Annotated in this window: 12 protein-coding genes; 7 read left to right on the top strand and 5 right to left on the bottom strand. The window is 47.4% G+C overall.

From position 1 onward, the window contains the following. The 5 genes from mnmG to rpmH all read right to left on the bottom strand — a co-directional run bounded on the left by mnmG (position 1) and on the right by rpmH (position 5,074). Positions 1 to 1,890: a tRNA uridine-5-carboxymethylaminomethyl(34) synthesis enzyme MnmG gene (gene mnmG / locus B4C70_RS14370; protein ID WP_174316735.1), complete on the bottom strand. Its 1,890-nt coding sequence runs from the start codon at positions 1,888 to 1,890 to the stop codon at positions 1 to 3. A 43-nt stretch (positions 1,891 to 1,933) separates the two neighbouring features. Next, entirely contained in the window at positions 1,934 to 3,316 is a 1,383-nt protein-coding gene (mnmE, locus tag B4C70_RS14365; RefSeq protein WP_023469860.1) for a tRNA uridine-5-carboxymethylaminomethyl(34) synthesis GTPase MnmE, read from the bottom strand. A gap of 147 nt (positions 3,317 to 3,463) precedes the next feature. Then, positions 3,464 to 4,318 (bottom strand): membrane protein insertase YidC, encoded by an 855-nt coding sequence (gene yidC / locus B4C70_RS14360; RefSeq protein ID WP_023469861.1) that lies wholly within the window; start codon positions 4,316 to 4,318, stop codon positions 3,464 to 3,466. 104 nt (positions 4,319 to 4,422) lie between these two features. Next, complete coding sequence (rnpA, locus tag B4C70_RS14355; protein ID WP_023469862.1) at positions 4,423 to 4,773, bottom strand: ribonuclease P protein component; 351 nt, start codon at positions 4,771 to 4,773, stop codon at positions 4,423 to 4,425. 166 nt (positions 4,774 to 4,939) lie between these two features. Further along, positions 4,940 to 5,074 (bottom strand): 50S ribosomal protein L34, encoded by a 135-nt coding sequence (gene rpmH / locus B4C70_RS14350; protein WP_012371910.1) that lies wholly within the window; start codon positions 5,072 to 5,074, stop codon positions 4,940 to 4,942. A gap of 737 nt (positions 5,075 to 5,811) precedes the next feature. Here rpmH and dnaA point away from each other — a divergent pair. The 7 genes from dnaA (at position 5,812) to B4C70_RS14315 (ending at position 15,767) form a co-directional block, all read left to right on the top strand. Further along, on the top strand, positions 5,812 to 7,203 hold the full coding sequence (dnaA, locus tag B4C70_RS14345; protein WP_023469863.1) for a chromosomal replication initiator protein DnaA: 1,392 nt from the start codon (positions 5,812 to 5,814) through the stop codon (positions 7,201 to 7,203). 192 nt (positions 7,204 to 7,395) lie between these two features. Next, positions 7,396 to 8,529 carry a DNA polymerase III subunit beta gene (gene dnaN / locus B4C70_RS14340; protein WP_023469864.1) on the top strand — a complete coding sequence of 378 codons (1,134 nt, stop codon included), beginning with the start codon at positions 7,396 to 7,398 and terminating at the stop codon, positions 8,527 to 8,529. Positions 8,530 to 8,691: 162 nt separating this feature from the next. Next, complete coding sequence (yaaA, locus tag B4C70_RS14335) at positions 8,692 to 8,913, top strand: S4 domain-containing protein YaaA (RefSeq protein ID WP_023469865.1); 222 nt, start codon at positions 8,692 to 8,694, stop codon at positions 8,911 to 8,913. Position 8,914: 1 nt separating this feature from the next. Beyond that, a complete protein-coding gene (gene recF, locus B4C70_RS14330) occupies positions 8,915 to 10,069 on the top strand; it encodes a DNA replication/repair protein RecF (protein ID WP_290780547.1) in 1,155 nt (384 codons plus the stop codon). 10 nt (positions 10,070 to 10,079) lie between these two features. Then, entirely contained in the window at positions 10,080 to 11,993 is a 1,914-nt protein-coding gene (gene gyrB / locus B4C70_RS14325) for a DNA topoisomerase (ATP-hydrolyzing) subunit B (protein WP_200864062.1), read from the top strand. A 27-nt stretch (positions 11,994 to 12,020) separates the two neighbouring features. Continuing rightward, complete coding sequence (gene gyrA, locus B4C70_RS14320) at positions 12,021 to 14,633, top strand: DNA gyrase subunit A (RefSeq protein ID WP_290780544.1); 2,613 nt, start codon at positions 12,021 to 12,023, stop codon at positions 14,631 to 14,633. 90 nt (positions 14,634 to 14,723) lie between these two features. Then, positions 14,724 to 15,767 (top strand): HD-GYP domain-containing protein, encoded by a 1,044-nt coding sequence (locus tag B4C70_RS14315; protein WP_290780541.1) that lies wholly within the window; start codon positions 14,724 to 14,726, stop codon positions 15,765 to 15,767. Positions 15,768 to 15,961 lie beyond the last annotated feature (194 nt).

The raw sequence follows: 15,961 nt of genomic DNA, 5'->3' as shown, positions 1-15,961 counted from the left end.
TCACTCCGCAGTCAATGCGTATTGGCCTTGTTCGATATAGACAAGCAAAATCGAGATATCAGACGGGTTTACCCCTGAGATCCGGGATGCTTGTCCGATCGAGAGCGGACGCACTTGGTTTAGTTTTTGTTTCGCTTCAATCGCTAATCCACTGATCGCATCGTAATCGAGACGATCCGGAATCCGTTTTTGCTCCATCCGCATCATTTTTTCGACTTGATCAAGTTGCTTATCGATGTAGCCGGCATATTTGACTTGGATTTCGACTTGTTCTGCTGCTTCTGCAGACAGTGGTGTTTCTGGTGGTGTCATCTGCGCAATCATCGCATACGTGATTTCCGGGCGTTTCAGCAACGTGATCGCATGCAGAGCTTCCTTGAGTGGTGATGCACCAATTGCTTCTAGCTGTGCATTCACGTCCGCTGTCGCTTTGATGACGACCTTCTCAAGACGTTTCATCTCAAGACGGATTTGTTCTTGTTTATCGAGCAACTTCGCTTGGCGCTCTTCCGAAATCAATCCGAGTTCATGTCCGATTTCCGATAGACGAAGGTCCGCATTATCATGACGGAGCAACAACCGATACTCGGCACGTGACGTCAAGAGGCGGTACGGTTCGTTCGTACCTTTCGTAACGAGATCATCGATCATGACACCGATATAGCCTTGTGAACGTGACAAGATAAGTGGTTCTTTTCCTTGGACTTGTAGTCCGGCATTGATCCCTGCCATGATCCCTTGTCCTGCCGCTTCCTCATAACCACTTGTTCCGTTGATTTGACCCGCTGTGAATAAACCAGGAACACGTTTTGTCTCGAGCGTTGGCCATAGTTGTGTCGGAACAACGGCATCGTACTCAATCGCATAACCAGGACGCATCATTTCTGAATTCTCAAGCCCAGGAATCGAACGGAGAATATCGTGTTGAACGTCTTCCGGTAAACTTGTCGATAATCCTTGCACGTAGACTTCTTCCGTATCGCGACCTTCTGGCTCAAGGAAGATTTGGTGACGCGGTTTATCGTTGAACCGGACGACCTTATCTTCGATCGATGGGCAATAACGTGGACCTGTTCCTTTGATCATCCCAGAGAACATTGGTGAGCGGTGCAGGTTCGCATCGATCAACTGATGCGTATACTCCGTCGTATACGTCAACCAGCATGGGATCTGTTCCGTGATCATCTGAGTCGTTTCATGACTAAATGGAAGTGCTACTTCGTCACCTGGTTGAATCTCCGTCTTCGAGTAATCGATCGTTTTCCCGTCGATTCGCGGTGGTGTACCTGTCTTGAAACGTGCGAGCTCAAATCCGAGTTCTTCAAGATGTTTCGATAGATTGATCGATGGCATCTGATTGTTCGGACCACTCTCGTACGACAATTCACCGATGATGATTTTTCCGCGCATGAACGTTCCTGTCGTGATGATGACCGCTTTCGCCCGGTACTCCGCCCCTGTATTCGTGACGACACCGACGCAACGTCCTTCGTCGTTAATCAATAACCGTTCGACGAGCGCTTGACGTAAGAGCAGATTCGGCTCATCCTCGAGCGCTTTTTTCATTCGGTTTTGGTATTCGAATTTATCCGCCTGTGCCCGTAGTGCTCGCACGGCAGGACCTTTTGATGTGTTTAACATTTTCATTTGAATATACGTTGCATCGATCGCGCGTGCCATTTCGCCACCGAGCGCATCGATTTCCCGAACGACGATCCCTTTTGCAGGACCACCGATCGACGGGTTGCAATACATGAATCCGACCATATCGGGATTCATTGTCAACATGACCGTTTTCGAGCCCATTCGTGCCGCAGCAAGAGAGGCTTCGATGCCGGCATGTCCGGCTCCGACGACGATGACGTCGAATTCACCTGCTTGATAAGCCATAGTACTGGTTCCTCCTTCTTATTCCACACGCAGTCGTCTCGAATTATTTCCCGAGACAGAACTGCGAAAACAACTGATCCAATAAACTATCCTGTGCTGTATCACCATTGATTTCGCCAAGCGTATCCCACGCTCGTCGTAAATCGATCTGTACCATGTCGATCGGCATCGCTGCTTCTGCTGCACCGAGAGCATCTTCAATCATTTGACTCGCTCGTTTGATGAGCTGGATGTGACGCGCATTTGAGACGTACGTCATATCCTGACTTTCGACACCCTGTTCAAAGAACAGACTCGCAATCGCTGCTTCGAGATCGTTGACGCCTGCTTCTTCGAGCAAGGATGTCGTGACGATTGGTCGACCATCAGCAAGCTCCGTGACACGCGCTAAGTCAATCTGTTGCGCCAAGTCACTCTTGTTGACGATGATGATTGCGTTCATCCCTTTGATTGCTTCAAACAGCAAGACGTCCTCATCCGTCAGAACATCATTCCCGTTTAGGACGAGTAAGATTAAATCGGCCGTCTTCAAAGCCTGACGCGACTTTTCAACACCCATCCGTTCGACGATATCTTCCGTCTCGCGAATCCCTGCCGTATCAATCAACTTCAACGGTACACCGCGAACATTGACGTATTCCTCGATCGTATCGCGCGTCGTTCCCGCGATATCCGTGACGATGGCCTTTGCTTCTTGCACCAATGTGTTGAGCAAAGACGACTTTCCGACGTTTGGTCGACCGATGATCGCTGTGGATAACCCTTCACGAAGGATTTTTCCTTGGCGTGCCGTTGTTAATAACTCTGCTAAAATCGCGCGGACAGCACCAGCATCACGTTCGACGATCTGTTGCGTCATCTCTTCTGCATCGTACTCTGGGTAGTCGATGTTAACTTCGATTGCAGCAATCGTCTGCAACAATTGTTGACGTAAGTCTTGGACGAGTTTCGAGAGACGCCCTTCAATCTGACTGACGGCGACATGCATCGCTCGGTCCGTCTTCGCCCGGATCAAATCCATGACGGCTTCCGCCTGTGACAAATCGATGCGTCCGTTCAAGAACGCGCGTTTCGTAAATTCACCAGGTTCCGCCAACCGGACTTCCGGTTGGGCGAGGATGAGTTCGAGGACACGATTGACCGCGACGACTCCTCCATGACAATTCAATTCGATGACATCTTCACGTGTAAACGTCTTTGGTGCGCGCATGACACTCACCATCACTTCATCGACGACACGGTCCGCCTCATGGTCGACCAATTTCCCGTAATGAATCGTATGGGTTGGTACTTCCGTCAAGCGGTTGCTCCCTTTGTAAACACGGTCGGCTACAGCGACTGCATCAGGACCTGATAAGCGCACGATCGCAATCGCCCCTTCTCCCATCGGCGTCGAAATCGCGGCAATCGTATCAAATTCCATCATCCGTTCTTCCACCTCGTTTTTCTTCCGTCTTTTTATGAGTATTTAATCCTTAATCGTTGCAATGGGTATAACGAAACAACTATACACGAAATGACGCAAAAGAAAAAGAGCGACACTCTGTCAAAACAAAGCGTCGCTCTTCACGTATTAGCGTTTCTTTTTCGATTTTTTAGGAGCCGGTGCTGCTTGTGCCGCTTCTTTTTCACGTTTAGCAGCCATTGTCGCTTCCGTCTGCAACTTAATCTTTTCACGCATTGGCTTCATGATGACGATCGTGACGATGATCGAGAAGATGTAACCGACGACCCAGTAAAGCGAAAGGGCTGATGGGAGTGTAACACCCATGATGAAGATCATGATTGGGAAGACGTAAAGCATGATTTTCATTTGTGGGTTGTCTTCTTGACCTGCCATCGAGATCTTTTGTTGCAGATATGTTAGTACCGCAGACATGATCGGCAAGATAAAGAATGGATCCGGTTTCCCAAGGTCGAACCAGAGGAACGTGTGTTGGAAAATAGCTGGTGTATAAATGATGGCATTGTAGAACGCGATCAAAATCGGCATTTGGATCAAGATCGGTAAACAGCCTGCAAGTGGATTGACGTTGTGCTCTTGATAGAGCTTCATCATTTCCTGTTGCAATTTCTGTTGTGTCTCTTGGTCTTTTGAGCTGTATTTCTCACGAAGCTTCATCATTTCTGGTTGAATGACTTGCATTCCACCCATACTCTTCGTTTGTTTAATCATCAATGGAAGGATGACAAGACGAACGAGAAGTGTCGTAATGATGATTCCGATACCGTAATCACCGCTAAAGAACTGTGAAATCTCACGAATCAACCACGCCATCGGCCAAACGAAGTAATGTTTCCAAAAACCTTCTGTGTCTGCTGTGATCGGTTCACCAGTACCATACGAACTAGGTGTACAGCCGGATAATACGATCGCGAGCACGGACATGAGTCCGAGAGTTAACCAAATCTTAGTTCTCTTGTTCATAATTCCTCCTAGAAATTGTTTACGCTTTGTCGAACGCCATCTTCTTCTATAGTAAGGCAAGGAAAGGGAGCGCCGTACAAATCAACAGGATGCATTGCTACGATTCATTTTTTTGATCGCATCCAGACACCGGAACGTTTGAGCACGTGACGGAGACTGTCAGCCACTTCTTGCGCGGTCATCTTCGCGGCCGGATTGCGCGCGATGATCACCAAATCATAATTCGGGGCAATCGAGGCTTCATGCTGCTGGCATGCTTCCCGAAGATACCGTTTTACCTGATTCCGGACGACGGCATTCCCGATTTTCTTACTGACGGATAAACCAACCCGAAAGTGAGTCTGTTGCTCCTTTTTCAAGGCATACACGACAAATTGCCGATTTGCGACAGAGGCTCCTTTAGTAAACACCGCTTGGAACTCCTTGTCTTTCTTGACGCGGTATTCCTTCTTCACCTTATTCACACTCCATCCTGACACTACGAAAATTCGTCGTCTCTCATCATATCATAGAATAAACATGCGACGCGATAGGGCGCATGTGACAAAAGCACGAACACACGAAAAAACATAAAAAAAAATCACCTCGGATCATGCCCGAAGTGATGGATGCATCAATGCATTAGACAGTCAAGGCTTTGCGGCCCTTAAGACGGCGAGCAGCCAAGATACGGCGGCCACTCTTCGTAGCCATACGCGCACGGAATCCGTGAACTTTTTTACGCTTACGGTTGTTTGGGTTGAAAGTTGGTTTCATTCGTCTGCACCTCCTTTAAAAGATTTTATAACCAATTGTTATTTTCTACTTTAAGGCAGTCTTGTACATTATATAAACTGATTGTGGCATTGTCAATGAAAGTTCAGAAGATTTCTTGTCCTGCTTAAGGGATTTCTGGTTCGAAAACAGACGATAGGATTCGACTGCGCAAACTCTATTACGCGATAGAATACATATCGATCATGGAGGGGATGTTTGTAGACTTATCCACCTATCCACAGACTTATCCACATTATCCACACTTTCCGTGGATAACTCTTCACTTTGTCTACAATAGTATTTTTTAAAATCGACGTCAATCCTCGATTTTGGATTTCCTTTTTCCACTTCCTTATGTATTTTGTGAATAACTCTTTTTCAACGCTTCCTCTTTTAAAAAGTTATCCACCTCTTATCCACAATTTATCCACACTATCCACAGCTTGTGGGTAACTACCTGTGGACGGTTTAATTTACTTGTGGATAAATCATTCCAACCATTGCCAGGGCTCATTTCTTTTGATACACTAATTGTGCATAACATGATCCTGATTGTTCAGGACAAAACAAGTTATACACACCCTGTGGATAACTTTATACACAGATTCAACTGCCTGTGGATAACGTTATCCACAGTTTTTACGTTATGGGGATAAGTCGAGTTTCTTCATTAACTTTGTCTGTGTATAAGCCTGTGTACAAAAATTTTCTATCTTGATAAAAAAAGGGGGGTATTTATGAAAAACGCTGCCGAACTTTGGCATAATGTCTTATCTGTGATCGAGGAAGAGGAACGAACACCGAAAGCTAGTTATGATATGTGGTTGAAATCCACAGAAGGCGTCACGCTAAATGGAACGACACTACTCGTTTCAGCACCAGCTGCATTTACGGTGACATGGCTCGAGCGCCAGTACTTATCTTTACTCGAAGACACAGTTGAGGAAGTAACAGGAAGCCGACTCGATATTCAGTTCATTGAAGAGGGACAAGCGAAGAAAATGCTCGATCGACAAGAAGAGGAACGTGTTGAGGCAACACCGACTCCAAAATCGCGTCCATCGAACATGCGGAGACCAACAGAGGAACTGACGATGAGTGAACTCGGACAATTGAATGAGAAGTATACGTTCGATACATTCGTCATCGGATCGGGGAACCGTTTTGCGCATGCCGCTTCACTCGCTGTTGCGGAAGCGCCTGCTAAAGCATACAATCCGCTTTTCATCTATGGTGGCGTTGGTCTTGGCAAAACCCATCTGATGCATGCCATCGGACAGTACGTTCAAGATCAAAATCTCGGGACACGGATTGCCTATGTCTCTTCTGAACGCTTTACGAATGACTTCATTAACTCCATCCGCGATAATAAAACGGTTGAGTTTAGAAATAAATACCGTAACATCGATGTCCTCTTAATTGATGACATCCAGTTCCTTGCGGGCAAAGAACAGACGCAAGAAGAGTTTTTCCACACATTCAATGCCCTGCATAACGACCAAAAACAAATCATCATCTCAAGTGACCGACCACCAAAAGAGATTCCAACGCTTGAAGATCGGCTTCGTTCTCGTTTCGAATGGGGATTAATCACCGACATCACGCCACCGGATCTCGAGACACGGATTGCGATCTTACGGAAAAAGGCGAATGCGGAGCAACTTGATGTCTCAAACGAAGTCATGCTCTACATCGCAAGTCAAATTGATACGAATATTCGGGAGCTCGAAGGAGCGTTAACCCGCGTTATCGCTTATGCGAATCTCGTCGGACGACCAATCGATCCAAATGTCGCTGCGGAAGCCTTGCATAACATCATGCCGGTCGCTGAACCGCGTAAAGTCACGATTCGTGACATCCAGGAGTCGGTCAGTAAGCACTTCAATTTGCCATTTGATGATCTGAAGGCGAAGAAACGGACGAAATCGATTGCCTTCCCACGTCAAATCGCGATGTATCTCTCACGTGAGATGACAGAGAGTTCGTTACCGAAAATCGGAGAAGAATTCGGGGGACGCGACCATACGACCGTCATCCATGCCCATGAAAAGATCAGTATGTTGATCAAATCGGACGGGGAAACGGGAAAAGTCATCGAACAAATCAAACATGAATTGAAGCATTCATAAAACTGTGGATAAACATGTGGATAAAGTAGGGTAGTTATCCACAACTTATCCACACCGTTTTTGGCTTTATATCAAGTTATCCACCGACTTATCCACACTATCCACAGCCCCTAAGACTATTATTAAAAATAATATATTATTATGTTATGATGGGCGCATGCCCATTATTTTCGAGAGGAGTCTAACGACGATATGCATATCACCATTCAACGCGAAGCTTTAATTCAAGCAGTACAAGATGTAGCCAAAGCGGTCTCATCCCGCACGACGATTCCGATTCTGACAGGGATCAAACTCGAAGCTCATGGAGATGGCATGACGCTGACAGGAAGCGATACAGAAATCTCGATTGAACGGACGATCTATGCAGAAGAGAATGGAACATCTTATGTCACGGTTCACCGTGCTGGTAGTGTCGTCTTGAATGCCCGCTTCTTCGGCGATATCGTCAAAAAGATGCCAAAAGACGAAGTCACACTTGAAGTCTCACCGAACTTCATGACACGGATCCAGTCAGGAACAGCGGAATTCCATTTGAACGGTCTTGATCCAGATGAGTTCCCACGCCTTCCGCAAGTCGATGGGGGACAACGTTTCCGTTTACCGGCTGATCTCTTACGTTCGATGATTCGCCAAACAAGCTTTGCTGTCGCCGTTCAAGAAACACGTCCTGTTCTGACAGGTGTGAACTTCTCAGCCGACAAAGGTATCTTGACGTGTGTCTCAACGGATAGTCACCGTCTAGCCCTTCGTCGTGCACAGTTCGAGACAGATACAGATATCTCGTTCCAGAACGTCATCGTTCCAGGGAAGAGCTTAAATGAATTATCGAAGTTGCTTGGGGATGGTCATGTGGATATCACGATCACAAACCAACAAATCTTATTCAAGATGAAGCACGTCCTCTTCTTCTCGCGTCTACTCGACGGAAACTATCCGGATACATCACGTTTGATTCCGGAAGAGTACCGGACAGCTGTCCGCATGAACGCGAAAGAATTGCTCCAAGCGATCGATCGCGCGTCACTGCTTGCACGTGAGGACCGTAATAACGTCATCAAGTTCGCAGCTGAAGGAACGACAGCGGTCGAGATCTCTTCACATTCACCAGAAGTCGGGAAAGTCTCGGAGCAAGTCAGCATTCTTTCGCTTGAAGGAGAAGAGCTGAAAATCTCGTTCAACTCGAAGTACATGATGGACGCCTTGAAGGCACTTGACGCGACAGATATCGAAATCCAGTTCACGGGTTCGATTCGTCCATTTATCTTGCACCCAGTCGATCAAGATAACGTCCTGCAACTGATTCTTCCAGTCCGGACGGCGTAAGCATAAACACAAAATACGTGATAAGACGGGTTCGATCGTTTCGACATCGGACCCGTCTTTTTCGTATACCGTATATACGTTCGGGGATTTTGCTAAATCGCTCAATGTTTAGTACAATAAAGAGTACGTCATTTATAATATGTAGGTAGGAGGAGTCAATCCATGCAAGAAATCAGAATTACAACGGAATACGTTACATTAGGGCAGTTCCTGAAGCTATCGGATATCATCTCAAGCGGAGGACAAGCCAAACCGTTTTTAGCAGAGGTACCGATTCTAGTCAACGGCGAGGTCGATCAGCGACGTGGTCGTAAATTACGGGATGGAGACATCATTGATGTAGAAGACTACGGTCAGTTCATCATCAAGAACGAGGGCAACTAACGTGCGGCTGGATTCAGTCCGACTCAGTCATTATCGCAACTATGACGCACTCGAACTGTCATTCTCCGAAAAAACGAATGTCCTGATTGGTGAAAATGCACAAGGGAAGACGAACTTACTGGAAGCGATCTATGTTCTTGCTCTCGCGAAGTCGCACCGGACGACGCATGACAAGGAACTGATCGGTTGGGACCAAGAAACAGCGCGCGTCGAAGGACGTGTCGTCAAGCGGACCGGCCCCCATGTCCAAGAGATCGTCATCTCGGGTCGCGGGAAAAAAGCAAAGCTGAATCATCTAGAGCAACGACGCTTGAGTGATTATGTCGGGGCACTGAACATCGTTTTATTCGCCCCGGAAGATTTGCATATCGTCAAAGGCAGTCCACAAGTCCGCCGGCGATTTCTCGATATGGAGATCGGTCAAGTCAGTCCGGTCTATCTGCATGAATTGAGCCAGTACCTGAAAGTGTTGAAGCAGCGGAACGCATTGCTGAAACAACTGTCCATGAAGGGAGGAGACGAGACCTTCCTTGATATCTTGACGGAGCAAATGATTACGCTAGCCGTTAAAATCGTTCAGCGCCGGCATCATTTCATGGCCCAGCTCGAAAAATGGGCACGACCGATTCATGACGGAATCAGTCGTGGACAGGAAGAACTCGCGCTCATCTATCGTTCGGACACATTCGGCGACGAATTACTCGATGTCGAAGGAATGACTGCGTCCTACACGCGGAAGTTTGGTAAAATAAAAGAAAATGAAATCCGAAGAGGAGTTACGTTGTTTGGACCACATCGCGATGACTTCGAGATGGAAGTCAATGGACGAAACGTCCAAACGTATGGTTCACAAGGACAACAACGGACAGCAGCCCTCTCGTTAAAGCTTGCGGAGATCGAATTGATTCATGAGGAAGTAGGGGAATATCCACTTCTTCTGCTCGACGATGTCTTATCCGAACTTGATGATCATCGTCAAACACATTTGCTCGATACGATGCAACAAAAGGTCCAGACGATCCTGACGACGACAAGCGTCGACGGGATTGCGCATGAAACGATCAACCAAGCGAAGTTGTTCCACGTGAAACAAGGGACGGTCGATTTGGAAGAGACATCATATAAAGAAACAGTAGGTGAGAAAACCGATGAGTAATCATGAAGATATGGAATTGGAACAAGGGTACGGTGCCGATCAGATTCAAGTACTTGAAGGATTAGAAGCAGTTCGTAAACGTCCAGGGATGTATATCGGCTCGACGGCATCAAAGGGTCTCCATCACCTCGTATGGGAGATCGTCGATAACTCGATTGATGAGGCGCTCGCAGGATACTGTGACACGATCAAGGTGACGATCGAACCAGGGAACTCGATCTTAGTCGAGGATAATGGACGCGGTATTCCAGTCGACATTCAAGAGAAGATGGGTCGTCCTGCCGTTGAGGTCATCCTGACAGTCCTCCACGCCGGTGGTAAGTTCGGCGGCGGCGGATATAAAGTATCGGGTGGACTACACGGTGTTGGGGCTTCGGTCGTTAACGCCCTGTCGACGAAACTTGAAGTATTCGTCAAACGGAACGAGAAGCTGTATTACCAAGCGTACCATCGCGGTGTACCAGCGCAAGATCTAGAAGTAATCGGAACATCAGAAGAGACAGGAACGACGATTCGTTTCTTCCCAGACGGTGAGATTTTCCAAGAGACGCTCGAGTACGACTATGATTTGTTAGCAACACGCCTGCGGGAACTTGCTTTCTTGAACAAAGGCTTGAAGATCATCATCACGGACGATCGTGCGGATGAGCCGATGACACGTAGCTTCCACTACGAAGGTGGGATCAAATCCTACGTCGAACACTTGAATCGTTCAAAAGAAGTCGTTCATGCGGAACCCGTCTATGTACACGGAACAAAAGACGGCATCGAAGTTGAAGTCGCGCTTCAATACAACGATGGATTTGCGTCAAACATCTACTCGTTCACGAACAACATCCCGACGCATGAAGGTGGTACGCACGAGACCGGCTTCAAGACGGCTTTGACACGGGTCATCAATGACTACGCGAAGAAGTTCGGTTTGATGAAGGATGCAGACGGTACGTTATCCGGTGAGGACGTACGTGAAGGAATGACAGCGATTGTTTCCGTCAAACACCCGAACCCACAGTTCGAAGGTCAGACGAAAACGAAACTCGGGAACTCCGACGCGCGTACGGTTACGGATTCACTCTTCTCTGGTGCATTTGAGCAGTTCATGCTCGAAAACCCGACGAATGCACGCGCAATCGTCGAAAAAGGGATGATGGCGTCACGCGCCCGGATGGCAGCGAAACGCGCCCGTGAACTGACACGCCGTAAAGGTGTTCTCGAAGTGAGCTCGCTTCCAGGTAAACTGGCCGACTGTTCGTCACGTGATGCCTCGATTTCCGAATTGTACATCGTTGAGGGTGATTCGGCGGGTGGTTCTGCGAAATCTGGACGTGATCGTCATTTCCAAGCCATCTTACCGATTCGCGGTAAAATCTTGAACGTGGAGAAAGCACGTCTCGATAAGATTCTCGGAAGCAATGAGATTCGGACGATCATCACAGCACTCGGAACAAGTATTGGTTCTGAGTTCAATATTGAAAAAGCACGCTATCACAAAGTCATCATCATGACCGATGCCGATGTCGATGGTGCCCACATCCGGACACTCTTGTTGACGTTCTTCTACCGTTACATGCGTCCGCTTGTCGAGCATGGGTATGTCTATATCGCTCAGCCACCGCTATACGGGATCAAACAAGGGAAGAACATCACGTACGTGCATAACGAACGTGAATTGACAGAGGCGCTTGCAGCGCTTCCTGAAAACGCACGGTACGACATTCAGCGCTACAAAGGTCTTGGGGAGATGGATCCAGAGCAACTTTGGGAAACGACGATGGATCCAAGTGGTCGTCAAATGTTACGTGTCGAGCTTCAAGATGCGATCGAAGCGGATGAAGTCTTCGATATCTTGATGGGAGATCAAGTCGAACCACGACGCGACTTCATTCAATCACACGCACATTACGTCAAGAACCTGGATATTTAACGCTGAACAGAGAGGGTGGCCAGAAGCATGTCCGAACAAAATCACGGAATCATCAAGGATATTAATATCAGTCAAGAGATGCGTACGTCCTTCATGGACTACGCGATGAGCGTCATCGTCGCACGTGCTCTTCCGGACGTACGGGACGGCTTAAAACCCGGACACCGCCGGATTCTCTATGCGATGAACGACCTCGGTATTCGTGCCGATAAACCACATAAAAAGTCTGCCCGTATCGTCGGGGAAGTCATCGGTAAGTATCACCCGCACGGGGATTCTGCCGTCTATGACACGATGGTCCGCATGGCGCAAGACTTCAGCTACCGTTACGAACTCGTCGATGGACACGGAAACTTCGGGTCTGTCGATGGAGACTCGGCGGCAGCGATGCGATATACGGAAGCTCGTATGTCAAAAATCGCGATGGAGATCGTTCGCGATATCAACAAAAACACAGTCGATTTCAAAGATAACTACGATGGTTCGGAACGCGAACCGGAAGTCTTACCGTCACGCTTCCCGAACTTACTCGTCAACGGTTCGAGCGGGATCGCGGTCGGGATGGCAACCAACATTCCACCACATCAGCTTGGCGAAGTCATCGACGGCGTCTTAGCATTATCTCACGATCCAGAAATCACGATCCAAGAACTGATGCAGCACATTCCGGGACCTGATTTCCCGACAGCTGGTGAAATTCTTGGTCGTAGCGGGATTCGTCGCGCTTATGAGACAGGACGTGGCTCAATCATCGTCCGTGCGAAAGCAGAAATCGAACAGACGAAAAAAGACCGGGAACGGATCATCGTGACGGAGCTTCCTTATCAGGTCAACAAAGCCCGCCTCGTTGAAAAGATTGCCGATCTCGTTCGCGAGAAAAAGATCGAAGGCATCACCGATTTACGAGATGAATCAGATCGCCGCGGTATGCGCATCGTCATGGAAGTCCGTCGTGACGCCAATGCGAGCGTCATCTTAAATAACTTGTATAAACAGACGTCGATGCAAACGACGTTTGGTGTCAATATGCTAGCGATCGTCGGCGGACGTCCGAAAACATTGACGCTCAAGGAAATGCTTTATCATTACCTCGAGCATCAAAAAGAAATCGTGCGTCGTCGGACACAGTTCGATCTCGAAAAAGCAGAAGCACGTGAACACTTACTCGCTGGTCTACGGATTGCACTCGATCATTTGGATGAAGTCATTCAAATCATCCGCGGGAACCGGACAGCGGACGCAGCACGTGAACAGTTGATGGAGCGTTTTGCGTTATCCGAGAAACAATCACAAGCGATTCTTGATATGCGCTTGCAACGCCTGACAGGTCTTGAGCGGGAGAAAATTGAAGCAGAGTATGACGAAATCATGCAATTGATCGCGGAACTGAACCGCATCCTTGCGAGTGAGGAAGTCTTGCTTGATTTGATCCGAACAGAACTTGAGGAGTTGAAAGAACGTTTCAACGACGAACGTCGGACGGAAATCCGCATGGACCACATCGAATTCGAAGACGAAGATTTGATTCCGGAACAGGATATCATCATCACGTTGACAAGCAGTGGCTACATCAAACGGATGACGACGGATTCGTACCGGACACAACGCCGCGGCGGACGTGGGGTTCAAGGAATCGGAACGAACGACGAGGATTACGTCACGCGTCTCTTGTCTTGTTCGACGCACGATACGATCCTATTCTTTACGAATCGCGGGAAAGTCTACCGGATTCGTGGATATGAAGTACCAGAGATGAGCCGGACATCAAAAGGTGTGCCGATCATCAACCTCATCCAAATCGAACGCGACGAAAAGGTCGAGACGATGATTCCAGTCAACTTCAAACGTTATCTCGAGGAGCAACAAGCAACTGAAGCACCTGTCGAGGTGATTGAAGGAGAGATTGAAGAGACGGAAGAAACGCTCGAAACGGAAGAAGTCGTTCAAGATGAGCAAAAATCATTGATCTTCATGACACGTAAAGGACGCGTCAAACGTTCACCGTTGTCTGCGTACGCACGGATCAACAAAAACGGTTTGATCGCGATTCGATTGTTTGAAGACGATGAGTTGACATCGGTTCGTCTCGCATCGACGGACGATGAAGTCTTTGCTGTTTCAACAAGCGGGAAAGCGATTCGTTTCCCAATCACGAATGTCCGCTCGATGGGACGTGGTGCTCGTGGGGTCAAAGCGATGACGTTACGCCCAGACGATTTTGTCGTCGGGATGGAACTTGCACGTGATGCACAAGATGTTCTTGTCATTACGGAAAAAGGATTCGGTAAACGAACACCGATGACCGAGTTCCGTAGCCAGTCTCGTGGTGGTAAAGGATTGATCGCGAGTAAGGTGACGGATCGCGTCGGTCAAATCGTTGCCATGCGAATCGTTGATGTCGACGATGACATCATGATCATGACAGAGAGCGGGATCGTCATTCGGACAGACTCGCAATACATTTCACGTGTCGGCCGGAATACCCAAGGGGTGAAGGTCATTCGAATTGAAGAAGGTGACCGTGTTGCAACGGTTGCGAAACTGAAACGCGAAGAGACTGATGAAATGGAAGAAGACACTGATATCGTGTCTGAAGAGAATGTAGTCGAATCGGATGCTTTAGAAGAAGCGGAAGAATAAGCAAGACGTCAGCAAGAAAGCAGCAGAGTGATATACTACTCTGCTGCTTTTATCTACATATATAGAAAAAAGAGAAAGGAACGAAGCGATATGCGAGTGGCAAGTGACCAATTACGCATCGGGGATCGTTTGACTGAATCCATCTATTTACATACGGATCATCCGATCGTAGAAGCAGGGAAAAAAATAGGAAGCGATGAGTTACGACGAATCCAGCGTTTTTTAATTAAGGAAGTCGTCATTGAAGATCGACCTGATTTCAGTAAAGATGAACAAGTGCAGACTGAAACAGTTGAAGCCCATGTGGAACATCCATTTGAAGAATTTATTCGCTTTTACAATAAAGTCTTCACGTCATGGGAACAAGGAATGAAGCCGAATGTATACGAAGCATTGAGTTGGGTCAAACAGTCCGTTCCAGAACGGATTACGAGACAAGATGTCTTACCATTCTTCCTAGAGCGGGGAACGGAAGCTTATACAGTGCGACATGCCATTTATCGAGGGGCGATTGCGCAAATGCTGGCGGAAGCAGTCGGAAAAGAACGGAAAATGATTCATGAGTTGTGGACCGCATCCTATTTTGCAGACTATGGACTAGCGCGAATCATGGAATGGCGTCACACGAAACGATATGAAGCGATGCAACAAGAAATTTTTCAACGTCACCCGGCTATGGCGTATCAAGCCTTGCAAAAGGAGACGATCATCTCTGATACAGTAAATCGTTTAATTGTTCAACATCATGAACGGTTAGACGGAACAGGTTACCCTTTAAAGGTAAAAGGAGATAAGATCGCAGATCACACACGATTGTTCATCGTAGCGGACGTCTTTGCTGCAATGACGAGTTGGCGTCCGTATCGGGAAGCTTATACGCCGTTTGATGCCTATCGTCATTTGAAAGCAAGACCGATGCAATATTGCTCAAAGTATGTATTGTTGCTCGGACAATTACTTCTACCAATAGAGGTTGGTGATCGCGTGCTGATGAGTAACGGAAAGATTGCAACCATCACGCGAAAGAATCCAGTCTTTGATCGGCCTGTCATTTCCTATGAAGAACAAGGACGGATGACAATCATTGATTTAATGGAAGAACGACAACATAGTATTATTCAGTTGATGGATTAATAGGGAATAAACAGCCTCTTGAGCCGGAATCGCAAGGTTCAAGAGGCTTGTTCATGATTTTAAAAACAATTTTAAAATAAGTGTTGCACAATAATAAAACGCATGATATATTATTACATGTCCTTAACAACGACAAGCGCTTGAAACAAACGAGAAAAACAATTTCAAAAAAATTGTTGACTTCTTGTTTCAGA

The sequence above is a fragment of the Exiguobacterium sp. UBA5002 genome (assembly GCF_002396765.1).
Taxonomy (GTDB): domain Bacteria; phylum Bacillota; class Bacilli; order Exiguobacteriales; family Exiguobacteriaceae; genus Exiguobacterium_A.
This window is presented reverse-complemented; position numbering and strand designations above follow the sequence as displayed.